Source organism: Pseudomonas sediminis, from assembly GCF_002741105.1.
Taxonomy (GTDB): domain Bacteria; phylum Pseudomonadota; class Gammaproteobacteria; order Pseudomonadales; family Pseudomonadaceae; genus Aquipseudomonas; species Aquipseudomonas sediminis.
In genome coordinates this window covers 48,302-71,098 of record NZ_NIQU01000010.1, presented here as the reverse complement: position 1 = coordinate 71,098, position 22,797 = coordinate 48,302, and the positions used below count along the sequence as shown (strand labels likewise).

The following is a 22,797-nucleotide window of genomic DNA, read 5'->3' as shown; positions in this document are numbered from 1 at the left end:
GTGGGCTTGGCTTCGTCCTTCGGCTAAGCTAGCGGCCCATGTCCGATCTTGATTTACTCCAAATCTCCATTGCTGATCAGGCGCTCTACGGCTTCAGTGCTGGGCGGCTGATAGTGTGTTTTCCCGTATCCACCGCACGCAACGGCGCAGGTGAGCGCAATGGCTCGGGCTGCACGCCGCGCGGGCTGCATCAAGTGCGCGCGAAGATCGGCGCCGGCCTGCCTCTGGCTGCCGTGTTGCGCGGGCGTCGCTGGACCGGTGAGGTATGGTCGCCGCAACTGCACGAGCAGTTTCCTGGTCGTGACTGGATCCTTACCCGCATTCTCTGGTTGAGCGGTCTCGAAACGGGGCGCAATCGCCTGGGCGAGGTCGATACCTTCCGTCGCTACATCTATCTTCACGGCACCCCGGACACGGAACCCATGGGCGAGCCGTTGTCCCATGGCTGCATTCGTTTGCGCAACGCCGACATGCTGGCGCTTTTTGATCGCGTGCCGCCGCACTGCAGGGTGCGTATCGACGAAGCATCCTGCCCGCAGTGGGGCGCAGGCCAAGATTTCACGTAAGGAATAGGTTTATGCAAGGCTCTTTGATGATGGACATCGCCGGCACCTGGCTGACCGCCGAGGATCGCCAGATGCTGCGCCAGCCCGAGGTGGGCGGCTTGATCATTTTCGCCCGCAACATCGAATCGCCACGCCAGGTGCGCGAGTTGTGCCAGAGCATTCGTGCCGTGCGCCCGGACTTGCTGCTGGCCGTGGACCAGGAGGGCGGCCGGGTGCAGCGTCTGCGCCAGGGCTTTCTGCGTCTGCCGGCGATGCGTGCGATCACCGATAACGACAATGCCGAAGTGCTTGCCGAGCATTGCGGCTGGCTGATGGCGACCGAGGTGCTGGCCGTCGGGCTGGATCTCAGCTTCGCTCCGGTCCTCGATCTCGACCATCAGCGCAGTGCGGTGGTCGGCAGTCGCGCTTTCGAGGGCGACCCGCAGCGCGCGACCACGCTGGCGACCGCTTTCATCAGTGGCATGCACCAGGCGGGTATGGCAGCGACCGGCAAGCATTTTCCTGGGCATGGCTGGGCCGAGGCGGACTCTCACGTGGCCATTCCGGTCGACGAGCGCAGCCTCGATGAGATTCGCGCCTGTGACATGCAGCCGTTCAAGCGTCTGACTGGCGAGCTCGATGCGGTGATGCCGGCGCATGTCATCTATCCGCAGGTCGATGAGCAGCCGGCGGGTTTTTCTCGTCGCTGGCTGCAGGACATCCTGCGCGGCGAGCTGGGCTTCGACGGCGTGATCTTCAGTGACGACCTGTCCATGGCCGGTGCGCACGTGGTTGGCGATGCCGGCAAGCGTATCGAGGCGGCGCTCGCTGCTGGCTGTGACATGGGCCTCGTGTGCAATGATCGAGGCTCGGCGGAACTGGCGCTCAGCGCATTGCAGCGCTTGCGGGTCACCCCGGCCGAGCGACTGCAGCGCATGCGTGGGCGCGCCCATGCGTGTACCGATTATCGTCAGGCGCCGCGTTGGTCTGTGGCGGTGGCTGCGCTCAGAGCGGCGCATCTGCTCGACTGAGGGCTCAACATGACCGTTTATGCAATCATCGGTGGTACCGGCCTGACGCAGCTCGAAGGCCTGGTGATTCGTCAGGCGCTGACACTGGATACGCCCTACGGCACGCCCTCGGCCGATATCCTGCGTGGCGAGTACGGCGGGCGCGAGGTGTTGTTTCTGGCGCGCCACGGCCAACCGCATCGGATTGCTCCGCATCAGATCAACTACCGCGCCAACCTGTGGGCGTTGAAGCATGCAGGGGCGCGCGAGATTGTTGCGGTCAATGCTGTGGGTGGCATTCATGCGGCGATGGGGGCGGGACATTTCTGCGTGCCGCATCAGCTCATTGATTACACGGCCGGTCGTGCGCACACCTTTTTCGAGGGTGAGCTGGATCACGTGACGCACGTGGATTTCAGTTACCCCTACGATGCGGCATTGCGCGAGCGCCTGATCGCGGCGTTGACCGCTGAAGGTGCTGCATTCAGCAGCCATGGCGTGTACGGCTGCACGCAGGGGCCGCGCCTGGAAACGGCGGCGGAGATTGTGCGGATGGAGCGTGACGGCTGTGATCTGGTCGGCATGACCGCAATGCCCGAGGCTGCACTGGCGCGTGAGCTGGCGTTGCCTTATGCCTGTCTGGCGCTGGTGGTGAATCCTGCTGCGGGCAAGACCAGTGGCCTGATCACCATGGACGAAATCGAACGGGTGCTGGAGCAGGGCATGGGCACGATCAAGGCGGTATTGGCGCGCGTGCTGAGTGACTAGCTTCTCTAAGCAAATGAAAAGGGCCGCTTAGCGGCCCTTTTCGTTACCTCCCCTTACAGCGGGCTGATGCGCACCAGGGCGCCGAGGCTGCCGTGATCGAGGTAGGTCAGGCTGTTGTCTTTCAGGCGTTGGGCGACTTTCATGTGTTCGCTGCTTTCCAGCAGGCCGTCGGCACTGAAGCGGTTGATCCACAGTTCCAGATCCAGATCGGCGAAGCGATCCTGGGTGAAGGCAAGGGTGCCTTCGACCGGGTAGTGGCCGAGGTGCGCCTCGCCACTGTTGACGGCTACGCGGCTCGCTGTGGTGCTCAGCGTCTGGCTCCAGGCCTTGTGCAGCAGAACCTGATAGCCATTACCCGGGTTGAGCTTGGCTGCTTCGCTGTCGAGGCTGGTGGGGCGCTCGCTGCCGGCGATCGGCAGGGCGGTGCCGGCCCAGTCGTCGGGGGCGATCTTCGGCGCGATCACCGCGTCACCGGCCTGGCGGAATACCAGCAGTTCCACCTGATACAGGCGTTCGGCGAAGGCGCTCGGGGCGAGCAGGCAGAGCAGCAGGGCGATCAAGTGCAATGGGCGCATGGGGGAGTCCTTCAGGTGGTGGGCGCGAGGCGCTCGAGCAGGGCTTCCAGGGTGTTGAAGCGCTCTTCCGCGCGCTCCATGGGCACCTGGATCTTGAAGACGGTGGCGCCTTCGAACTTGTAGCGTTTCGGTTGGGCCTGGATCAGCTTGATCAGCGTCAGCGGGTCGACGCAGGTCTCTGCGGCGAATTCGATGCGGCCGCCCTGTGGTCCGGCGTCGACCTTGGTAATACCCAGCTTCTCTGCCTGCAGCTTGAGCAGGGTCAGGCGCATCAGGCTCTTGGTTGGCTCCGGCAACAGGCCGAAGCGGTCGATCATCTCAACCTGCAACTCCTTCAGGCCATCCTCGTCGCTGGCGTTGGCGATGCGCTTGTAGAGAATCAGGCGGGCATGCACGTCGGGCAGGTAGTCTTCGGGGATCAGCGCCGGTACGCGCAGGTTGATCTCCGGGCCGCCGCCCAGCGGCTGGTCGAGGTTCGGCTGCTCGCCTTTCTGGATGGCCTTGACCGCGCGTTCGAGCATTTCCATGTACAAGGTGAAGCCGACGGCCTGAATCTGTCCGCTCTGGCCGTCGCCGAGCAGTTCGCCGGCGCCGCGGATTTCCAGGTCGTGGGTTGCCAGGACGAAGCCCGCGCCGAGGTCCTGGGCGTTGGCGATGGCCTCCAGGCGTTTCTCGGCGTCTGTGGTCATCTGCTTGCGCGGGGGGGTGAGCAGGTAGGCGTAGGCTTGGTGGTGGCTACGGCCGACACGGCCACGCAACTGGTGCAGCTGGGCCAGACCGAACTTGTCGGCGCGATCGATGATGATGGTGTTGGCGCTGGGCACGTCGATGCCGGTCTCGATGATGGTCGAGGCCACCAGCACGTTGAAGCGCTTGTGGTAGAAGTCGCTCATCACTTGTTCGAGATCGCGTTCGCGCATCTGTCCATGGCCGATACCGATACGTGCTTCGGGCACTAGCTCGGCGAGGTCAGCGGCGCATTTTTCGATGGTCTTCACGTCGTTGTGCAGGTAGTACACCTGGCCGCCGCGCAGCAGTTCGCGCAGCAGCGCTTCCTTGATGGTCGGCTTGTTGGCTTCCATGACGAAGGTGCGCACCGACAGGCGCCGTGCCGGCGGGGTGGCGATGATCGACAGGTCGCGCATGCCAGCCACGGCCATGTTCAGGGTGCGCGGGATGGGCGTGGCGGTCAGGGTGAGAATATCCACCTCGCTGCGCAGGGCCTTGAGCTGCTCCTTCTGGCGCACGCCGAAGCGGTGTTCCTCGTCGATGATGGCCAAACCGAGGTTTTGGAACTTGACGTCATCCTGCAGCAGCTTGTGCGTGCCGATGACGATATCCACCTTGCCTTCGGCCAGTTGCTGCACGGCGTCGCCAACTTCCTTGGCGCTCTTGAAGCGGCTCATCACCTCGACCTTTACCGGCCAATCGGCGAAGCGGTCGCGGAAGCTGTTGTAGTGCTGCTGGGCGAGCAGGGTGGTGGGTACCAGCACGGCGACCTGCTTGCCGCTGTGTACGGCGATGAAGGCGGCGCGCATGGCCACTTCGGTCTTGCCGAAGCCGACGTCGCCGCAAACCAGGCGATCCATCGGCTTGCCGGCCAGCATGTCGCTGCGCACGGCGTCGATGGCGGCCTGCTGGTCCGGGGTTTCCTCGAAGGGGAAGCCGGCGCTGAAGGTGGCGTAATCCAGCGCCGGGTCCTGGAAGGCGAAGCCTTCACGGGCGGCGCGGCGGGCGTAGATATCGAGCAGCTCGGCGGCAACATCACGCACCTGCTCGGCGGCCTTGCGCTTGGCCTTCTGCCAGACTTCCGAGCCGAGGCGATGCAGCGGCGCAAGAGCATCGTCACTGCCGGTGTAGCGGGCAATCAGGTGCAGGCTGGCCACCGGCACGTAGAGTTTGGCTTCGTCGGCGTACTGCAGGGCGAGGAATTCGGCGGCCTGGCCATCGAACTCCATGGTCACCAGGCCCAGGTAGCGGCCGACGCCGTGATCGATATGCACCACCGGTGCGCCTTCGCGCAGCTCGGTGAGGTTCTTGATCACGTTGTCGCCGCCTTCGCGGCCTTTCTCGCGGCGCCGGCGCTGCATGACGCGTTGGCCGAACAGCGGGCTCTCGGCGATCAGCGCCAGGTCGTCGAGCAGCAGCCCTTCGTCCAATGGTGCGATGCAGATGTTCAGGCGCTCGCTGCTGGCGACGAAGGCTGGCCAGCCCTCGACTTCCCTGGGCTTGAGCTTGAGGCGAGCGAGCAGCTCCAGCAGCACTTCGCGGCGCCCGGCCGATTCGGCGCAGAACAGCACGCGGCCCGGATATTCCTCGATAAAGCGGCGCAGCGCTGCCAGTGGCTCGCCGGCCTTGGCCTGGATCGCCAGGTCGGGCAGGGCGCGGGCGTCGAAGCGGGTCTGGCCGACGCCAGGCTCGATATCGTCCTGATTGACCACCACCCGCGGCCAGCTCTTCAGGCGGGCGAAACAGTCCTCCACCGGCAGGAAGATGTCGGCAGGCGGTAGTAGTGGTCGCTCTGGATCGACTCGGCGATCCTCATAGCGGCTACGCGCATCTGTCCAAAATTGCTCGGCGGCTTTTTCGATACCGGGCAGGGAAAATACCTGGGTGTCGCCCGGCAGGTAGTCGAACAGGGTGTCCGTCTCTTCGAAGAACAGCGGCAGGTAGTACTCGATGCCAGCTGGGGTGATGCCGGTGGAAAGGTCCTGATAGATCGGGCAGCGACGGAAATCCACGTCGAAGCGCTCGCGAAAGCGCCCGCGGAAATCGGTGACGGCTTTCTTTTCCAGCGGAAACTCACGCGCTGGCAGCAGGCGGATCGACTCGACCTTGTCCACCGAGCGCTGGGTTTCGGGGTCGAAGGTGCGCAGGGTTTCGATTTCGTCGTCGAACAGGTCGATACGGTAGGGCGTGTCGCTGCCCATCGGGAACAGATCGATCAATGCGCCGCGCACAGCGAACTCGCCATGCTCGTACACCGTGTCCACGCAGCGGTAGCCGGCCGCCTCCAGGCGCGTGCGCGTCTGCTCCACATCGAGTTTCTGGCCGACATCCAGCACCAGGCTGCTGCCCAGCAGGAAGCGCTTCGGTGCGAGGCGGTGTAGGGCTGTGGTGATCGGCACTACGAGGATGCCGCGGCTCAGCTGCGGTAGACGATAGAGCGCTGCGATACGCTGCGAAATGATGTCCTGGTGCGGCGAAAACACATCGTAGGGCAGGGTTTCCCAGTCGGGGAAGTGCAGCACTGGCAGGTCGGGGGCGAAGAACGCCAGCTCTTCCTGTAGCCGCTCGGCGCTCTGGCTGCCTTCGGTGAGCACCAGGGTGAAGCGTCCAGCGTCGCTGGCCGCTTCTGCGATGGTCAGGGACAGGGCGGCCCCGGGCAGGTTGCCCCACTGTTGTTTGCCGGCGCTGGCCGGTAGAGACGGAAGACGCAGTACGGACACGGGCGGCTCACGGTCGTGACGAAAGGCCGGGAATTGTAGCGGGGCTTGCTGGTCAATGTCAGTCGCGACAGGCGCGCATTGCTCATGCTCGCGCGCACCGTCATAATGTAGCCCCTTTTTTCAGCCCCTACATGTGGAAGGTACTGCCCGTGACTCAGAAGCCCGACCAGTGTCTCGGTGAATGGATCGATCGTGAAGCCCTCGCGGAAGCGATGATTCCGCTGATTGGTCAGCTCTATCGCAACAACAATGTGGTGACCTCGATCTACGGCCGTGGCCTGATCAATCGTTCGGTCATCGACATCCTCAAGGCTCACCGTTTTGCCCGTCATCGCCTGGCTGAAGAAGCCGAGCTGTCGGTGCACGACACCTTCCCCATGCTCAAGGCCATGAGCGAGCTCAAGCTGGGCGCTGCCTCGGTTGATCTGGGCAAGCTGGTTGCCAAGTTCAAGGCCGAAGGCGCTGGCCGTGGCGTCGAGCAGTTCGTCAAGGACGAGCTGGTCGATGTGGTAGGCAAGCAGAACGGCGCTGGTCGTGAAGGTACCGACGTTGTGCTCTATGGCTTCGGTCGTATCGGCCGCCTGCTGGCGCGCATCCTGATCGAGAAGACCGGTGGTGGTGATGGCCTGCGTCTGCGCGCCATCGTCGTGCGCAAGGGTGCCAGTAACGATCTGGTCAAGCGTGCCAGCCTGCTGCGTCGTGACTCGGTGCATGGCAAGTTCAACGGCACCATCACCATTGATGAAGAGAACAGCACCCTGACGGCCAACGGCAACCTGATCCAGGTGATCTACGCCAAGGACCCGAAGGAAGTCGACTACACCCAGTACGGCATCAAGAACGCGCTGCTGGTGGATAACACCGGTGTGTGGCGTGATGCCGAGGGCCTGGGTCAGCACCTTGCGTGCCCGGGTGTCGATCGCGTCGTGCTCACCGCGCCTGGCAAGGGCGCGCTGAAGAACATCGTGCACGGCATCAACCACAGCGAAATCACCGCTGAGGACAAGATCATCTCCGCTGCGTCCTGCACCACCAACGCCATCGTGCCGGTGCTCAAGGCGGTCAATGATCAGTACGGCATCGTCAATGGCCACGTCGAGACCGTTCACTCGTACACCAACGACCAGAACCTGATCGACAACTTCCATAAAGGCAGTCGTCGTGGTCGTAGTGCCGCGCTGAACATGGTCATCACCGAAACCGGTGCCGCCACCGCTGCTGCCAAAGCGCTGCCAGTGCTCAAGGGCAAGCTGACCGGCAATGCCATTCGCGTGCCGACGCCGAACGTGTCCATGGCCATTCTCAATCTGAACCTTGAGAAAGCCACCACGCGCGAAGAGATCAACGAGTACCTGCGCCAGATGGCCATGCACTCGGATCTGCAGAAGCAGATCGACTTCGTCAGCTCGCAGGAAGTGGTATCGACCGACTTCGTCGGCTCGCGTCACGCCGGTGTAGTGGATGCCGAAGCCACCATCGCCAACGATAACCGCGTTGTACTGTACGTCTGGTACGACAACGAGTTCGGTTACAGCTGCCAGGTGGTGCGCGTGATGGAAGACATGGCCGGGGTCAATCCGCCAGCCTTCCCGCGTTAAGCGTCAGGGTCAAAAAACGGGAGCTTCGGCTCCCGTTTTTTTATGCCTGAAATCTGGCCTGGCGAAGTTGTCGAGTTGATCTCGAGCAGTATCGAGTTTGTTGCGCCCTGTTACCGAAAGGCCAAAAAAAGCAAGCGCTTGGGTGGTCAGTGCCGGGGGGCGTCTTTATAATCAAGCGGATTTTTTACCCAGGTTTGGCGCCTTCCTCCACGCCCATATCGTATTGGCGTGGTCGGGTCTATTAGACCTTCGGTAGCGCCGCCTGTCCTATAAAAAGCTTTCTAAATCAGTGGTTAGGCAAACCTATGATCAAACTAAAGCATGGGCTTGATTTGCCCATAACGGGTGCGCCGGCACAGCGTATCGAGGCCGCCAGGCCCGTACGCAGTGTCGCTGTCATCGGCTTCGACTATCACGGGATGAAGCCGACGATGGAAGTGCAGGTCGGTGACCGGGTCAAGCTCGGTCAATTGCTGTTTACCGACAAGAAGACACCCGGCGTGCGCTACACCGCTCCCGCTGGCGGCGTGATCAGCGCCATCCATCGTGGTGAGAAGCGTGTCCTGCAATCCGTGGTCATCGACATTGATGGCGACGAGCAGGAGACCTTCGCTCAATATGCTGCCGACCAGCTGGATTCGCTGACTGACGAACAGATTCGCGAAAACCTGCAGCAGTCTGGCCTTTGGACCGCCCTGCGTACCCGTCCGTTCAGCAAGGTGCCGGCGCTCGATGCCGTACCGAGTTCGATCTTCGTGACCGCAGTCGACACGCATCCGCTCGCCGCCGATCCTGCTGTGATCATCGGTGAACATGCCGCTGATTTCGAAAACGGCCTCAAGGTTCTCGGTAACCTGGCCAAGATCTTCCTGTGCAAGGCCGACGGCGCCAATCTGCCTGGCGAGAAACTGGCCAAGGTACAGAGCGAAGCCTTTGCAGGCCCGCACCCGGCAGGTCTGCCGGGGACTCACATCCACTTCCTCGACCCGGTCAGCATCGGCAAGAGCGTCTGGCAGATCGGTTATCAGGACGTGATCGCGGTGGGCAAGCTGTTCACCACTGGTCAGCTGTTCGTCGAGCGCGTAGTCGCACTCGGCGGCCCGGTTGCCGAGCAGCCGCGTCTGCTGCGCACCCGCCTGGGCGCCAACCTGGAAGAACTCACCGCCGGTGAGCTCAAGCCAGGTTTCAATCGTGTGATTTCCGGCTCGGTGTTCGGCGGTCGTACCGCTCAGGGTGCCTTCGCCTTCCTCGGTCGTTACCACAACCAGGTGTCCTGCCTGGTGGAAGGCAATGACCGCGAGATGATGCATTACCTGCGTGCCGGGGTTAACAAGCACTCGGTACTGAACGTGTTCGTCTCCAAGCTGGCCAGCGCCAAGCTGTTCAACTTCACCACCACCACCAACGGCAGCCCGCGTGCCATGGTGCCAGTGGGCAACTACGAAGCCGTGATGCCGCTGGATATCCTGCCGACTCAACTGCTGCGCTACCTGATCGTTGGCGACACCGAGATGGCTCAGAAACTGGGTTGCCTGGAGCTCGACGAAGAAGATCTGGCGCTGTGCACCTACGTGTGCGCTGGCAAGTATGAATATGGCCCGATCCTGCGGGACAACCTCACCCGCATCGAGAAGGAGGGTTAATCCGTGGGCATTCGTGCATTCCTCGACAAGATCGAGCACAACTTCGAAAAGGGCGGCAAGTACGAGAAGTGGTATGCCCTCTACGAGGCCATCGACACCTTCTTCTATCGTCCTGGCAGCGTGACCAAGACCACTGCTCACGTGCGTGATGGCATCGACCTCAAGCGCATGATGATCACCGTGTGGTTGTGCACCTTCCCGGCGATGTTCTTCGGCATGTGGAACACCGGCTACCAGGCCAACCTGATCTTCGCCCAGAGCCCCGAGCTGCTGGCGAGCCAGGAAGGCTGGCGCTTCGCTCTGATCGGCTCGCTGGCCGGTTTCGATCCGAACAGCCTGTGGGACAACTTCATTCAGGGCGCAGCCTATTTCCTGCCTGTCTACGCGGTGACCTTCATCGTCGGCGGCTTCTGGGAAGTACTGTTCGCCTCGATCCGCAAGCATGAAGTCAACGAGGGCTTCTTCGTCACTTCCGTGCTGTTCGCCCTGATTCTGCCGCCGAGCATTCCGCTCTGGCAGGTCGCCCTGGGCATCAGCTTCGGTGTGGTGATCGGCAAGGAAGTGTTCGGTGGTACCGGCAAGAACTTCCTCAACCCGGCCCTCACTGGCCGCGCATTCCTGTTCTTCGCCTATCCGGCGCAGATGTCGGGTGACGCGGTATGGACTGCGGTCGACGGCTTCGCTGGCGCTACTTCGCTGAGCCTGGCTGCTTCCGGTGGCATCGAGAACGTGATCAACAACGGCATCACCTGGATGGACGCCTTCGTCGGCACCATTCACGGCTCGATGGGTGAGACCAGCACGCTGGCCATCGCCATCGGTGGTCTGGTCCTGTTGCTGACTCGCATTGCCTCCTGGCGCATCGTCGTCGGCGTGATGCTGGGCATGATCGGCCTGAGCCTGCTGCTCAACCTGATCGGCTCCACCACCAACCCGATGTTCGCCATGCCCTGGTACTGGCATCTGGTAGTGGGCGGCTTCGCCTTCGGCATGTTCTTCATGGCCACCGACCCGGTGTCGGCCTCCATGACCAACACCGGCAAGTGGATCTTTGGTGCTCTGATCGGCGTGATGGTGGTGTTGATCCGTGTGGTCAACCCGGCCTTCCCAGAGGGCATGATGCTGGCGATCCTGTTCGCCAACCTGTTTGCACCGCTGATCGACCACTTCGTCGTTCAAGCCAATATCAAGCGGAGGCTGGCACGCAATGTCTAGTCAAAAAGAATCCACCGTCCGTACGCTGACGGTGGCGGTGCTGGTGTGTCTGGTGTGCTCGGTATTCGTCGCCGGCGCAGCCATCGCACTGAAGCCGACTCAGGTTGAAAACCGCCTGCTGGACAAGCAGCGCAGCATCCTGGCCATTGCCGGCCTGGGTGAGGCCGGCATGTCCGGTGCCAAGGTCAAGGAACTGTTCGACACCACCATCACCGCCAAGCTGGTGGATCTGGAGAGCGGCACTTTCTCCGATGCGTTCGACCCGGTCACCTTCGATCCGCTCAAGGCCTCCAAGGATCCGAAAACCTCCGAAGCTTTGAAGGGCAGCGAAGACATCGCCGGTATCAAGCGTCAGGAGCGTTACACCACTGTGTACATGGTGGAGAAGGATGGCGAACTCGAAACCCTGATCCTGCCGGTGCGCGGCTATGGGCTGTGGTCGACCCTGCACGGCTTTATCGCGGTGAAAGGGGATCTGAACACTGTCGTGGGCATGGGCTTCTACCAGCACGGTGAGACCCCTGGTCTTGGCGGCGAGGTGGATAACCCGAAATGGAAGGGCCAGTGGCCGGGCAAGACCCTGTTCGATGACAACGACAAGTTGGCCGTACAGGTGGTCAAAGGCGGTGTCGATCCGCAAAGCCCGAACGCTACCCATCAGGTCGATGGCCTGGCTGGCGCCACGCTGACCAGCGTCGGTGTGGACAACCTGCTGAAGTTCTGGCTCGGCCAGAACGGCTTCGGTCCGTTTATCGCTAACCTGCGTGCAGGGGAGGCTTGATCATGTCGCAGCCGACTATTAAAGAAGTCCTGCTCAACCCGATCTTCAACAACAACCCCATTGGCCTGCAGATTCTCGGGATCTGTTCGGCCCTGGCGGTCACCTCGAACCTGCAGACCGCACTGGTGATGTCTGCCGCGCTGACCCTGGTGACCGGTTTCTCCAACCTGTTCATCTCGATGATCCGCAGCCAGATCCCCAGCTCGATCCGCATGATCGTGCAGATGGTGATCATCGCCTCGCTGGTGATCGTGGTCGATCAGGTGCTCAAGGCCTACGCCTTCAGTCTGTCCAAACAGCTGTCGGTGTTCGTCGGTCTGATCATCACCAACTGCATCGTGATGGGCCGCGCTGAAGCCTTTGCCATGCAGAACCCGCCGGTGCTGTCGTTCTTCGATGGTATCGGCAACGGTCTGGGCTACAGTGCCATGCTGATCGCCCTGGGCATCATTCGCGAGCTGTTCGGTGCGGGCAAGCTGATGGGCTACGAGGTCTTCTCGGTGGTCAACGACGGCGGCTGGTACCAGCCCAACGGCATGCTGCTACTGCCGCCTTCGGCATTCTTCCTGATCGGTCTGTTCATCTGGGCCATCCGTAGCTGGAAGAAGGATCAGATCGAGGCCAATGCTTACAAGATGGCGCCTCAGGTATCCAGTAAGGAGGCCTATTAATGGAACATTACATCAGCCTGTTCGTCCGTGCGGTGTTCGTCGAGAACATGGCGCTGGCGTTCTTCCTCGGCATGTGTACCTTCATCGCCATCTCCAAGAAGGTGGAAACCGCCATCGGCCTCGGCATCGCCGTGGTCGTGGTGCTGGGTATCACCATGCCGGTGAACAACCTGATCTACACCAATATCCTCAAGGATGGTGCGCTGGCTTGGGCCGGCCTGCCTGAGGTGGATCTGTCGTTCCTCGGTCTGCTGACCTTCATCGGGGTGATCGCTGCACTGGTACAGATCCTCGAGATGACCCTGGATAAGTACGTGCCGTCGCTGTACAACGCCCTCGGCGTGTTCCTGCCGCTGATCACCGTGAACTGCGCCATCATGGGTGGCTCGCTGTTCATGGTCGAGCGCGACTACAACCTGGCCGAGAGCACCGTTTACGGTATTGGCGCGGGTGTGTCCTGGGCGCTGGCGATTGCTGCGCTGGCCGGTATCCGCGAGAAACTCAAGTACAGCGATGTACCGGCTGGTCTGCAGGGTCTGGGCATCACCTTCATCACCATCGGTCTGATGTCGCTGGGCTTCATGTCCTTCTCCGGCGTGCAGCTGTAAGGAAAGGATGAACAGATGAATTACGAAATCTTCCTCGCCATCGGCATGTTCACCGCCATCGTTCTCGCGCTGGTGCTGATCATCCTCGCTGCTCGCGCCAAGCTGGTTTCCAGCGGCGACGTGAACATCGAAATCAACGGCGAAAAAACCATTGTGGTCCCGGCTGGCGGCAAGCTGCTGCAAACCCTGGCCGACAACGGCATCTTCCTGTCGTCCGCTTGCGGTGGCGGCGGTACCTGCGCCCAGTGCAAGTGCATCATCGAGTCCGGCGGTGGCGAGATGCTCTCCACCGAAGAGTCGCACTTCACCAAGCGTGAGGCCCGCGAAGGCTGGCGCCTGTCCTGCCAGGCCGCGGTCAAGCAGGACATGAAGATCGAAGTGCCAGAAGAAGTCTTCGGCGTGAAGAAGTGGGAATGCACCGTCGAGTCCAATCCCAACGTCGCGACCTTCATCAAGGAGCTGACGCTGAAGCTGCCGGAAGGCGAGAACGTCGACTTCCGCGCTGGTGGTTACGTGCAGCTGGAATGCCCGCCGCACACCGTGAACTACAAGGACTTCGACATCCAGGAGGAGTACCGCGGCGACTGGGACAAGTTCAACCAGTGGAAGTACGTGTCCAAGGTCGACGAGACCGTGATCCGTGCCTACTCCATGGCCAACTATCCGGAAGAGCGCGGTCTGGTGAAGTTCAACATCCGTATCGCCTCGCCGCCCCCCGGCAAGGACGATCTGCCGCCGGGCAAGATGTCGTCCTACGTGTTTAGCCTCAAGCCGGGCGACAAGATCACCGTGTACGGGCCCTTCGGTGAATTCTTCGCCAAGGACACCGATGCCGAAATGGTCTTCATCGGTGGTGGTGCCGGCATGGCGCCGATGCGTTCGCACATCTTCGACCAGCTCAAACGCCTGAAATCCACGCGCAAGATCAGCTTCTGGTATGGTGCGCGCTCCATGCGTGAGTCGTTCTACAACGAAGAGTACGACCAGCTCGCCGCAGAGAACCCGAACTTCGAGTGGCATCTGGCGTTGTCCGATCCGCAACCTGAAGACAACTGGACCGGCCTCAAGGGCTTCATCCACAACGTGCTGTACGAGAACTACCTGAAGGACCACCCGGCTCCGGAAGATTGTGAGTTCTACATGTGCGGCCCACCCATGATGAACGCCGCGGTGATCAAGATGCTGACCGACCTGGGTGTCGAGCCGGAGAACATCCTCCTCGACGACTTCGGCGGCTAAGCATGAGGTCTGCTGTACTCCAGCCCGTTATCGCTGTCGCCCTGGCGGCAGCCCTAACGGGCTGCTTGCATTCTGAACGGATCGAAGAGTTCGGTGGCCCGACCATGGGCAGCACCTATTCGATCAAATACGTCCGCAGTGAAGGTGTCGCGCCGCAAGCCGAACTCAAGGCCGCGACCGAGGCGATCCTCGCCGAGATCGATCTGCAGATGTCCACCTATCGCGATGATTCGCTGATCGAGCAGTTCAACCAGGCGCCGGCCGGTACCTGCCAGGCCATGCCCAAGGGCGTGCTGGATCTCGTGCGTGCCGGCAATCGCTTGCACGAGGAAAGCCAGGGCTACTTCGACCTGACGCTGGAGCCGTTGCTCGACCTCTGGGGCTTCGGGCCCAAAGGGCAGGGCGAAACCGTACCGGATGCCGAACGTCTGGCCGAAGTGCGTAAGCGGGTTGGCCAGCAGCACCTGAGCATCGAAGGCGAGCAGCTGTGCAAGGACGTCGACGTGGAAGTCGACTTCAACAGCATCGCTGCCGGTTACGCTGTCGATCAGATCGTCGCGCGTCTGGGCGAGCTGGGCGTTACCAGTTACCTGGTCGAGGCCACCGGCGAGCTCAAGGCGGCTGGCTTCAAGCCCGATGGCAGCCACTGGCGTATCGGCCTGGAGGCGCCGCGTGATGATCAGCGTGTCGCTCAGCGCATCTTGCAGCTCGATGGTTACGGTATCTCCACCTCGGGGGACTATCGCAATTACTTCGAAGAGAACGGCCAGCGCTACTCGCATACGCTCGATCCGCTGACCGGCAAACCGGTCAATCACAAACTGGCAGCTGTCACGGTGGCAGATCCATCGACCTTGCGCGCCGATGGCTTGTCTACCCTATTGATGGTGCTTGGACCGGATGCCGGTATGGCATTCGCCGAGCGCAACGCTATCGCGGCGTTTTTCGTGACGCGTGAGGGCGAGGGCTTCGTCACACAGGGCACGGCCGCATTCGAGCAGCTATTCGCTGCAGGAGATGAGCAATGACTTTTCTGGTTGTATTTCTGGCCATGGTTCTGATCGTCGGCATGATGGCCGTCGGCGTGATCATGGGGCGCAAACCCATCGCCGGTTCCTGCGGTGGCATCGCCAACCTCGGTATCGAGAAAGAGTGCTCGATCTGTGGTGGAAGTCGTGAGAAGTGCGAAGAGGTCAATCGCGACAACGGCGAAGCGCCGAACACTGACCTGGCTTACGACGCGAGCAAGCGCTAAGCCAGGCGGTATGCTTTGATAGCCGGCAGCTGTAATCCACTGCCGGCCCTGCCGAGGGTGCGCCACAAGCGCTCCGGCCTGATCTGAAGGAGTAAACATGGCGGTCTACAACTACGATGTGGTGGTGCTGGGCTCCGGCCCGGCGGGCGAGGGCGCAGCGATGAACGCGGCCAAGGCCGGGCGCAAGGTGGCCGTGGTGGACAACCGTCCGCTGGTCGGTGGCAACTGTACCCACCTCGGCACCATACCCTCCAAGGCGCTGCGCCACTCGGTGCGGCAGATCATGCAGTTCAACACCAACCCGATGTTTCGCCAGATTGGCGAGCCGCGCTGGTTCTCCTTCCCCGATGTGCTGAAAAGCGCCGAGAAGGTGATCGCCAAGCAAGTCACTTCGCGCACGGGCTACTACGCGCGCAACCGTATCGACACCTATTTCGGCACAGCCAGCTTTGCCGACGAGCAGACGATCGAAGTGGTCTGCCTCAATGGCGTAGTGGAAAAGCTGGTGGCCAAGCAGATCGTCATCGCCACCGGCTCGCGCCCCTATCGCCCGGCCGATGTCGATTTTCGTCACCCGCGTATCTACGATAGCGACACCATTCTCAGCCTCGGCCACACGCCGCGCCGCCTGATCATCTACGGAGCCGGGGTGATCGGCTGTGAGTACGCCTCGATCTTCAGCGGCCTGGGCGTGCTGGTCGACCTGATCGACAACCGCGATCAACTGCTCAGCTTCCTTGACTCGGAAATCTCCGATGCCTTGAGCTATCACCTGCGCAACAACAACGTGCTGATTCGTCACAACGAAGAGTACGAGCGCATCGAGGGGTTGGAAAACGGCGTGATCCTGCACCTGAAGTCGGGCAAGAAGATCAAGGCCGACGCGCTGCTCTGGTGTAACGGTCGTACCGGTAATACCGATCAGCTGGGCCTGGAGAACATCGGCATCGCGGTCAACAGTCGTGGCCAGATCCAGGTCGACGAGCATTACCGCACCGAGGTCAGCAACATCTACGCCGCCGGTGACGTGATCGGCTGGCCGAGCCTGGCCAGCGCCGCTGCCGACCAGGGCCGTTCCGCTGCCGGCAGCATCGTCGACAACGGCAGCTGGCGTTTCGTCGATGACGTGCCAACCGGCATCTACACCATTCCGGAGATCAGCTCGATCGGTAAGACCGAGCGTGAACTGACTCAGGCCAAGGTGCCTTACGAAGTGGGCAAGGCCTTCTTCAAAGGCATGGCCCGTGCGCAGATCTCGGTCGAGCCGGTGGGCATGCTGAAGATCCTCTTCCATCGTGAAACCCTGGAAGTGTTGGGCGTGCACTGCTTCGGCTATCAGGCCTCGGAGATCGTCCACATCGGCCAGGCGATCATGAACCAGAAGGGTGAAGCCAACAGCATCAAGTACTTCATCAACACCACCTTCAACTACCCGACCATGGCCGAGGCCTATCGGGTTGCCGCGTTCGACGGTCTCAACCGGCTTTTTTGAGCGGCTCCGGCCGGCGGCCTGAGCCGGTCGGGGAGACAGGCTGGGTAGTGGCTTCCGAGTGGCGCTGGCCGAATCGGGAGAGCTTCTAGCGTCTCAGGCGGCAGCAAACGACAAAACCGGCCTAGTGCCGGTTTTGTCGTTGTTGGGGGGATGTAGAGCGAGTGTTTGGCGGCTACAACGTCTCGTAGGGTGTCGCGGGGCCGCCCAGGTCGTGCGCACCGCGGGAGGAGTTGGTGCGCACGACGCAACCTGCAGGGCTCAACCGCGCAGTGTCTGTGCCGCCAGGCCAGGGAAGTCGGTGATGATGCTGTCGACACCGAAATCAGCCAGGCGACGCATCAGCGCCGGCTCGTTGACCGTCCAGACTGACACGTGCAGGCCTTGCTTTTGCGCCTTGAGCAGGCGCTCCGGGGTGCACAGCGTCCAGTTCAGCGCCAGCAGATGGCAGCCGTAATGCGCCGCGACTTTCAGAGGGTCGAGCCAGGCGTACTCGGCAACCAGACCCAACTGCAGCTGCGGAGTCAGCTCGCGTGCGGCCTTGAGTACCTCGCGTGAGCTGGAGGTGATGGTGATCTGCTCGCGCAGGCCTAAGCGCTCGACCAGTTCCGAGATGGCCAGCACGGTGCGTGCAGCGCGAACCTTGGAGGCGCTTTTCACCTCCAACTGCCAATGCTCGAACGTGCACTGCTCGAACAAGTCTTGCAGGCGTGGAATCGGGCAGGGCCGCACCCAGCCCGGGCCGCCCTTGCGCGCGTCGTATCGGCTCAGCTCGGCAGCATCGTGCTCGACCACCTTGCCGCGCAGGCCCGTGGTGCGCTTCAAGGTTGGGTCGTGGATCACCATCAGCTCACCGTCGCGTGACAGGTGCAGGTCCAACTCGCAACGATTGACGCCATGCTCCAGGCAGCGCTGGAAGCTGGTCAGGGTATTTTCCGGGGCTTCGCCCTTTGCGCCGCGATGGCCATAGATGAGAGTCACTGTTTCTCCTTGACGGTGTCGAGGTGGCGCGGCTGGTGATGGCGCACGCTGTTGATCACGTGATCGTATTCGAAATAGACGCTGAATTCGCGGTAATCCCAGCGCGTGATCGGCGGCTGGCCGACAGGCTTGTGCTCTTCATCGGCCAGGCCGAAGCGCTCCAACACTGCACGCTTGGACTGGCCTTTGTGCGGCAGGTTGCTGGCGTCGAGGTCGGCGCCCTGGTCGCCCACGGGAATGGTCAGGGTGTCGGCCAACAGAGCAGTAGGGGCGAGTAGGGTGAGAAGCAGTGCGAGACGATACATGGCGGTTCCTTGGCGAGTGTCATTCGCGGGCTTGGCGACGTTCCAGAGCCTGCTTCTGCAGGATATGCCGAGCCAGTAACTGGCGCTGTGCGTCGGTCAACGCTTCGAACTCGGTGCCGATCTCGAATTGGCCGTCCGCGCGTTGGCTGCAGTGCACCACCTGACCACGCAGCAGGAGGCCGAGCGCTTGTGGCATCAGCACCATCTTGATCGCCAGATGGCTACCCGGCGCCACGGGCTGGGCGTTATTGAAGCTGATACCACCTTCGGACAGCGATACCTGGCGTGGTGCGCCGATGTCGCGTAGCAGGCTTTGCGCCACCGCCTGGCCGAGCAGGTCGATGCGCTTGTTGATCACCTTCAGGTAGTTGGCCAGGGTGCGATCGCGTTCAGTGATATGACGCAGCAGATGCTGGGATTCGAAGTCCATCAGGTGCAGGTCGCTGAGCAGGTTGAACAGCGGCGATGGATCGTGAAGCGCGTCGCTGGCATGGGCTTCGGCCCCCGACAGCAAGCTGAATTCCAGTGCGATCGTATCGTCGATACGATAGTATTCGCGGCGATCATCTACATCGTTAGTCGACATGGCGAACCCATGAAAGCGGTGGTGGTCGAAGACCCTGTTGAAAGTCTCGCGAACTGGATGCGTGCCAGGCAAGCGTCGGTTACGAATGGTAAACGAGCATTGCTCGCTTCGCTCGTTCCTTCGGGGCCACACTGAAGCGCACTAGTCGTAAGCGGCTTTCCAAGTGTTTTTAACGCAGCAGGCCCGTTACGCAGCCGACTTCGAGTTGCTTCTGAGTGTAAGGCCGCTGATCTGGCCCCGCCACATGGACGTTTTTCTTTCCCCCGAATCTCTCCGACATGTTCAGACCTCTGTTCGTATTCATCGGTACGCGCTACACGCGAGCCAAGCGCCGCAACCATTTCGTTTCCTTCATTTCCCTGACGTCCATGCTCGGCCTCACCCTGGGGGTGATGGTGATGATCCTGGTGCTGTCGGTCATGAACGGTTTCGACCACGAGATGCGCACGCGCGTCTTGGGGATGATCCCTCACGCCACGGTCGAGTCGCCGACCCCGGTCAGTGACTGGCAGACCCTGGCGCGCCAGGTGGAGCGCCATCCGCGCGTCGAGGCGCTGGCCCCCTTCACCCAGATGCAGGGCTTGCTGACGAACGACGGCAAGGTGCAGAAGGTGCTGATCAATGCCATCGATCCCGAGCTGGAGCGCAAGGTCTCGATCATCGACGGCTTCTTCCAGCAGGGCAGTCTCGACAGTCTGCAGCCGGGCGATTTCGCCATGGTCATTGGCGACAAGGCAGCGGCCAAGCTGGGTCTCAAGCTCGGTGACAAGGTCACCTTCGTCGCGCCTGAGGTCACCGTGACCCCGGCGGGTATGTTCCCGCGCCTGAAGCGCTTCACCGTCACCGGTATTTTCCATGTCGGCGCCGGTGAGATCGACGGTGCCCTGGCCCTGGCCAACATCAGCGACCTGGCGCGCCTGCAGCGCTGGAAGCCGGATCAGGTGCAGGGCCTGCGGCTGAAGTTCGATGACCTGTTCCAGGCGCCGCGCAGTGCCTGGGAGATCGCCCAGACCCTCGACGGCGATTTCTATGCTCGCGACTGGACCCGTACCCACGGCAACCTGTACCAGGCCATTCGCATGGAAAAGACCATGATCGGTCTGCTCCTGCTGCTGATCGTCGCGGTGGCGGCATTCAACATCATCTCCACGTTGGTGATGGTGGTGACCGACAAGAAGGGCGACATCGCCATCCTGCGTACCCTCGGCGCCACGCCGCGGCAGATCATGGCCATCTTCATGGTCCAGGGCACCGTGATCGGCGTGGTCGGCACTGTCATCGGTGCGCTGCTTGGCATTGTTGCGGCGCTGAACATCAGCAGCCTGATCGCCGGCATCGAGCGCCTGCTGGGCATCAAGTTTCTCAACGCCGATGTCTATTTCATTGATTACCTGCCTTCGCAACTGCAGAGCGCCGACGTGGTGATGGTCTGCACCGCGGCGTTGCTGCTGAGCTTCTTCGCCACCCTGTATCCAGCCTGGCGCGCTGCGCGTACCCAGCCGGCCGAGGCCCTGCGCTATGAGTGAGTCCATGAATCAGAACGCCATGAAACAGCACAATGCCGTGCTCAGCTGCCGCAACCTGAGCAAGCGTTACGACGAAGGCCCCGAGTCGGTGGTGGTGCTCGATGGGCTCGAACTGGAACTCTTCCCGGGCGAGCGCGTGGCCATCGTCGGCAGCTCCGGCTCCGGCAAGAGCACCTTGTTGAACATGCTTGGCGGCCTGGATACGCCCAGCGAAGGCAGCGTCTGGCTGGCTGGCGAACAACTGTCGGCATTGAGCGAGACCGCACGTGGCCTGCTGCGCAACCGTGCGCTGGGCTTCGTCTATCAGTTCCACCACTTGCTGGCCGAGTTCACCGCGCTGGAGAACGTCTGCATGCCGCTGCTGATCGGCAAGACTGCGATCGCCGAGGCGCGTCAGCGCGCGACAGCCTTGCTGGAGCGGGTAGGCCTAGGGCATCGCCTGAATCACAAGCCGTCAGAGCTGTCCGGCGGCGAACGTCAGCGTGTGGCGATTGCCCGCGCCCTGGTCAACCGCCCAGGGCTGGTGTTGCTCGATGAGCCGACCGGCAACCTCGATCAGCATACCGCCGAAGGAATTCAGGAGCTGATGCGCGAGCTTAGCCGCGATTCCAACACCGCGTTTCTGGTGGTGACCCACGACATGCAGCTGGCCCGCCAGATGGATCGCGTGCTCAGCCTGCAGGACGGCAAGCTGGTGACCCTCTGATGTTTCGTCCGCTGAGTATCTTCATCGGCGCTCGCTACACACGGGCCAAGCGCCGCAACCATTTCATCTCCTTCATTTCGCTGACTTCGATGATCGGCCTGGCGCTCGGCGTGCTGGCGATGATCGTGGTGCTGTCGGTAATGAACGGCTTCCAGAAGGAAATGAGCTCGCGCATTCTCGGCATGGTGCCGCACGCCATGCTCTACGGAACCGAGCCGGTCGCCGACTGGCGCGCCCTGGCGGACAAGGCCATGGCCAATCCACAGGTGCAGGCGGCAGCGCCTTATGCCGAGCTGGAGGGCATGCTCTCGCATCGCGGGCTGATGCAGCCGATCCAGATTCACGGCATCGATCCGGCAGAAGAGGGCAAGGTATCGATCCTGCCCGAGCACATCCGCCAGGGCAGCCTGAACAATTTGCAACCCGGCGAATTCGGCGTGGTGATCGGCGACATCACCGCGCGGCGTTTCGGCTTGCAGGTGGGCGACAAGCTGACCTTGATCATCCCTGAACTGAGCAGCGCGCCTGGCGGCGTCACGCCGCGCATGCAGCGTTTGAACGTGGCTGCGGTGTTCAAGGTCGGTGCCGAGCTGGACAGCTCGCTGGCGCTGATCAACGTCGTCGACGCCGCTGCCATGCAGCGACTGCCGGAAGGCACGGTGCCGGGCATTCGCCTGGCGCTGAAAGACCTCTACCAGGCGCCGCAGGTATCCAAGGCGCTGCTGGCGCAGTTGGGCGCCGACTACCGTGCCGATGACTGGACTCATACCCAGGGCAGCCTGTTCAGCGCGATGAAGATGGAGAAGACCATGATCGGTCTGCTGCTCTTGCTGATCGTCGCGGTGGCAGCGTTCAACATCATCGCCACGCTGATCATGGTGGTTGCCGATAAGAGCGGCGACATCGCCATCCTGCGTACTCTGGGTGCCACACCGCGGCAGATCATGGCGATTTTCATGGTTCAAGGCTCGGTGATCGGCCTGGTCGGTACGCTGATTGGTACGGTGTTGGGTGTGCTGGCGGCGCTCAATGTCAGCGCCCTGGTGGCTTGGCTGGAATCGTTCGCCGGGCAGCAGGTGATGAGCTCCGATGTGTACTTCATCAGCAGCCTGCCATCGGATCTGCAGTGGCTGGATGTGGCGCTGATCTGTTCGGCGGCGCTGATCCTGAGCTTCCTCGCCACGCTCTACCCCTCATGGCGGGCGGCGCAGGTGCAGCCGGCCGAAGCGCTGCGCTACGAGTAAGAACGAAAAAGCCGTCAACTAAGACGGCTTTTTCTTTTCAGCGGCGCTCCAGTCGGCGCTTTTCCTGACGCTTGCGCCAGCTACGCTGTACCCACCAGCGCCAGTAGAGCATGGTCAGCACGTAGCCCAGTATCGCGAGGATGATCCCCGCGACGAAGGAGCCCAGGTACAGCGGCTTCCACAGCACCGCTACCTCGGCCGTGATCCATTCCAGGCTCAGGGTCTGCGGCATGCGCACGGGCGGTGTCTGCATGATCCACGCGCCCAGTTTGTAAGTGCAGTAGAAAACCGGTGGCATGGTGATGGGATTGGTCAGCCACACCAGGCCGATGGAAATCGGCAGGTTGGCGCGCAACGGGATGGCCACTGCGGCGGCGGCCAGCATCTGCATTGGCATGGGGATCATCGCCCAGAACAGGCCGATGGCCATTCCGCGCGCTACCGAGTGACGGTTGAGATGCCAGAGATTGGGGTCATGAATGAGTCTGCCGAGAAAGCGCAGGGACTTGTTACCCTTGATGCTGTCGGGGTTGGGCATGTAGCGCTTGAATAAACGACGCGGCATGAAGAGTCTCTGGGCAGGCAAAAGCGCCGATATTATGC

Annotated in this window: 22 protein-coding genes; 16 read left to right on the top strand and 6 right to left on the bottom strand. The window is 61.9% G+C overall.

Annotated features, from left to right (window positions below; all coding sequences use genetic code 11):
* Nucleotides 1–38: 38 nt before the first annotated feature.
* The 3 genes from CDO35_RS20460 to CDO35_RS20450 are packed head-to-tail and all read left to right on the top strand — an operon-like array spanning nucleotide 39 to nucleotide 2,323.
* Entirely contained in the window at nucleotides 39–566 is a 528-nt protein-coding gene (locus CDO35_RS20460) for a L,D-transpeptidase (protein ID WP_099526445.1), read from the top strand.
* A gap of 11 nt (nucleotides 567–577) precedes the next feature.
* Nucleotides 578–1,576, top strand: a complete 999-nt coding sequence (gene nagZ, locus CDO35_RS20455) for a beta-N-acetylhexosaminidase (protein WP_099526444.1) — start codon at nucleotides 578–580, stop codon at nucleotides 1,574–1,576.
* A 9-nt stretch (nucleotides 1,577–1,585) separates the two neighbouring features.
* Entirely contained in the window at nucleotides 1,586–2,323 is a 738-nt protein-coding gene (locus CDO35_RS20450) for an S-methyl-5'-thioinosine phosphorylase (RefSeq protein WP_099526443.1), read from the top strand.
* Nucleotides 2,324–2,376: 53 nt separating this feature from the next.
* On the opposite strand, the gene CDO35_RS20445 is transcribed toward CDO35_RS20450, so the two are convergent.
* Both CDO35_RS20445 and mfd read right to left on the bottom strand, forming a co-directional pair.
* Nucleotides 2,377–2,898 (bottom strand): CsiV family protein, encoded by a 522-nt coding sequence (locus CDO35_RS20445; protein ID WP_099526442.1) that lies wholly within the window; start codon nucleotides 2,896–2,898, stop codon nucleotides 2,377–2,379.
* Between the two features lie 11 nt (nucleotides 2,899–2,909).
* Nucleotides 2,910–6,347 (bottom strand): transcription-repair coupling factor, encoded by a 3,438-nt coding sequence (mfd, locus tag CDO35_RS20440; RefSeq protein ID WP_099526441.1) that lies wholly within the window; start codon nucleotides 6,345–6,347, stop codon nucleotides 2,910–2,912.
* Nucleotides 6,348–6,478: 131 nt separating this feature from the next.
* Here mfd and CDO35_RS20435 point away from each other — a divergent pair, with 131 nt between their 5' ends.
* From CDO35_RS20435 to sthA, 10 genes are all read left to right on the top strand, one after another.
* Nucleotides 6,479–7,945 carry a glyceraldehyde-3-phosphate dehydrogenase gene (locus tag CDO35_RS20435; RefSeq protein ID WP_099526440.1) on the top strand — a complete coding sequence of 489 codons (1,467 nt, stop codon included), beginning with the start codon at nucleotides 6,479–6,481 and terminating at the stop codon, nucleotides 7,943–7,945.
* Between the two features lie 305 nt (nucleotides 7,946–8,250).
* Nucleotides 8,251–9,588 carry a Na(+)-translocating NADH-quinone reductase subunit A gene (locus CDO35_RS20430; RefSeq protein WP_099526439.1) on the top strand — a complete coding sequence of 446 codons (1,338 nt, stop codon included), beginning with the start codon at nucleotides 8,251–8,253 and terminating at the stop codon, nucleotides 9,586–9,588.
* Between the two features lie 3 nt (nucleotides 9,589–9,591).
* Nucleotides 9,592–10,803: an NADH:ubiquinone reductase (Na(+)-transporting) subunit B gene (locus CDO35_RS20425; protein ID WP_037000345.1), complete on the top strand. Its 1,212-nt coding sequence runs from the start codon at nucleotides 9,592–9,594 to the stop codon at nucleotides 10,801–10,803.
* Nucleotides 10,796–11,584 carry a Na(+)-translocating NADH-quinone reductase subunit C gene (locus CDO35_RS20420; protein WP_099526438.1) on the top strand — a complete coding sequence of 263 codons (789 nt, stop codon included), beginning with the start codon at nucleotides 10,796–10,798 and terminating at the stop codon, nucleotides 11,582–11,584. Before CDO35_RS20425 ends, CDO35_RS20420 begins: the two co-directional genes overlap by 8 nt.
* Nucleotides 11,581–12,255, top strand: a complete 675-nt coding sequence (locus tag CDO35_RS20415; RefSeq protein ID WP_208019980.1) for an NADH:ubiquinone reductase (Na(+)-transporting) subunit D — start codon at nucleotides 11,581–11,583, stop codon at nucleotides 12,253–12,255. The genes CDO35_RS20420 and CDO35_RS20415 overlap by 4 nt, the downstream gene beginning before the upstream one ends.
* Nucleotides 12,255–12,863 (top strand): NADH:ubiquinone reductase (Na(+)-transporting) subunit E, encoded by a 609-nt coding sequence (gene nqrE / locus CDO35_RS20410; RefSeq protein WP_017677633.1) that lies wholly within the window; start codon nucleotides 12,255–12,257, stop codon nucleotides 12,861–12,863. Before CDO35_RS20415 ends, nqrE begins: the two co-directional genes overlap by 1 nt.
* 15 nt (nucleotides 12,864–12,878) lie before the next feature.
* On the top strand, nucleotides 12,879–14,102 hold the full coding sequence (gene nqrF, locus CDO35_RS20405) for an NADH:ubiquinone reductase (Na(+)-transporting) subunit F (protein ID WP_099526436.1): 1,224 nt from the start codon (nucleotides 12,879–12,881) through the stop codon (nucleotides 14,100–14,102).
* A 104-nt stretch (nucleotides 14,103–14,206) separates the two neighbouring features.
* Nucleotides 14,207–15,130 (top strand): FAD:protein FMN transferase, encoded by a 924-nt coding sequence (locus tag CDO35_RS20400; RefSeq protein WP_099526435.1) that lies wholly within the window; start codon nucleotides 14,207–14,209, stop codon nucleotides 15,128–15,130.
* Nucleotides 15,127–15,357 (top strand): (Na+)-NQR maturation NqrM, encoded by a 231-nt coding sequence (gene nqrM, locus CDO35_RS20395; protein ID WP_099526434.1) that lies wholly within the window; start codon nucleotides 15,127–15,129, stop codon nucleotides 15,355–15,357. The genes CDO35_RS20400 and nqrM overlap by 4 nt, the downstream gene beginning before the upstream one ends.
* A gap of 97 nt (nucleotides 15,358–15,454) precedes the next feature.
* Nucleotides 15,455–16,849 (top strand): Si-specific NAD(P)(+) transhydrogenase, encoded by a 1,395-nt coding sequence (gene sthA, locus CDO35_RS20390; RefSeq protein WP_099526433.1) that lies wholly within the window; start codon nucleotides 15,455–15,457, stop codon nucleotides 16,847–16,849.
* Between the two features lie 258 nt (nucleotides 16,850–17,107).
* Here the strand turns inward: sthA and CDO35_RS20385 are convergent, their stop codons facing one another.
* From CDO35_RS20385 to CDO35_RS20375, 3 genes are read right to left on the bottom strand one after another with little or no spacing between them, the layout of a single operon-like run.
* Nucleotides 17,108–17,827, bottom strand: a complete 720-nt coding sequence (locus CDO35_RS20385; RefSeq protein WP_099526432.1) for a glycerophosphodiester phosphodiesterase — start codon at nucleotides 17,825–17,827, stop codon at nucleotides 17,108–17,110.
* Nucleotides 17,824–18,132: a phosphodiesterase gene (locus tag CDO35_RS20380; RefSeq protein ID WP_099526431.1), complete on the bottom strand. Its 309-nt coding sequence runs from the start codon at nucleotides 18,130–18,132 to the stop codon at nucleotides 17,824–17,826. Before CDO35_RS20380 ends, CDO35_RS20385 begins: the two co-directional genes overlap by 4 nt.
* Before the next feature lie 19 nt (nucleotides 18,133–18,151).
* Nucleotides 18,152–18,718 (bottom strand): PilZ domain-containing protein, encoded by a 567-nt coding sequence (locus CDO35_RS20375; RefSeq protein WP_003461983.1) that lies wholly within the window; start codon nucleotides 18,716–18,718, stop codon nucleotides 18,152–18,154.
* A 278-nt stretch (nucleotides 18,719–18,996) separates the two neighbouring features.
* Here CDO35_RS20375 and CDO35_RS20370 point away from each other — a divergent pair, with 278 nt between their 5' ends.
* The 3 genes from CDO35_RS20370 to CDO35_RS20360 are packed head-to-tail and all read left to right on the top strand — an operon-like array spanning nucleotide 18,997 to nucleotide 22,194.
* Nucleotides 18,997–20,244 (top strand): lipoprotein-releasing ABC transporter permease subunit, encoded by a 1,248-nt coding sequence (locus tag CDO35_RS20370; RefSeq protein WP_099526430.1) that lies wholly within the window; start codon nucleotides 18,997–18,999, stop codon nucleotides 20,242–20,244.
* A gap of 19 nt (nucleotides 20,245–20,263) precedes the next feature.
* Entirely contained in the window at nucleotides 20,264–20,950 is a 687-nt protein-coding gene (gene lolD, locus CDO35_RS20365) for a lipoprotein-releasing ABC transporter ATP-binding protein LolD (protein WP_425048549.1), read from the top strand.
* Nucleotides 20,950–22,194 (top strand): lipoprotein-releasing ABC transporter permease subunit, encoded by a 1,245-nt coding sequence (locus tag CDO35_RS20360; RefSeq protein ID WP_099526428.1) that lies wholly within the window; start codon nucleotides 20,950–20,952, stop codon nucleotides 22,192–22,194. The genes lolD and CDO35_RS20360 overlap by 1 nt, the downstream gene beginning before the upstream one ends.
* A gap of 37 nt (nucleotides 22,195–22,231) precedes the next feature.
* On the opposite strand, the gene CDO35_RS20355 is transcribed toward CDO35_RS20360, so the two are convergent.
* Nucleotides 22,232–22,759: a DUF2062 domain-containing protein gene (locus CDO35_RS20355; RefSeq protein WP_099526427.1), complete on the bottom strand. Its 528-nt coding sequence runs from the start codon at nucleotides 22,757–22,759 to the stop codon at nucleotides 22,232–22,234.
* Nucleotides 22,760–22,797: the final 38 nt, after the last annotated feature.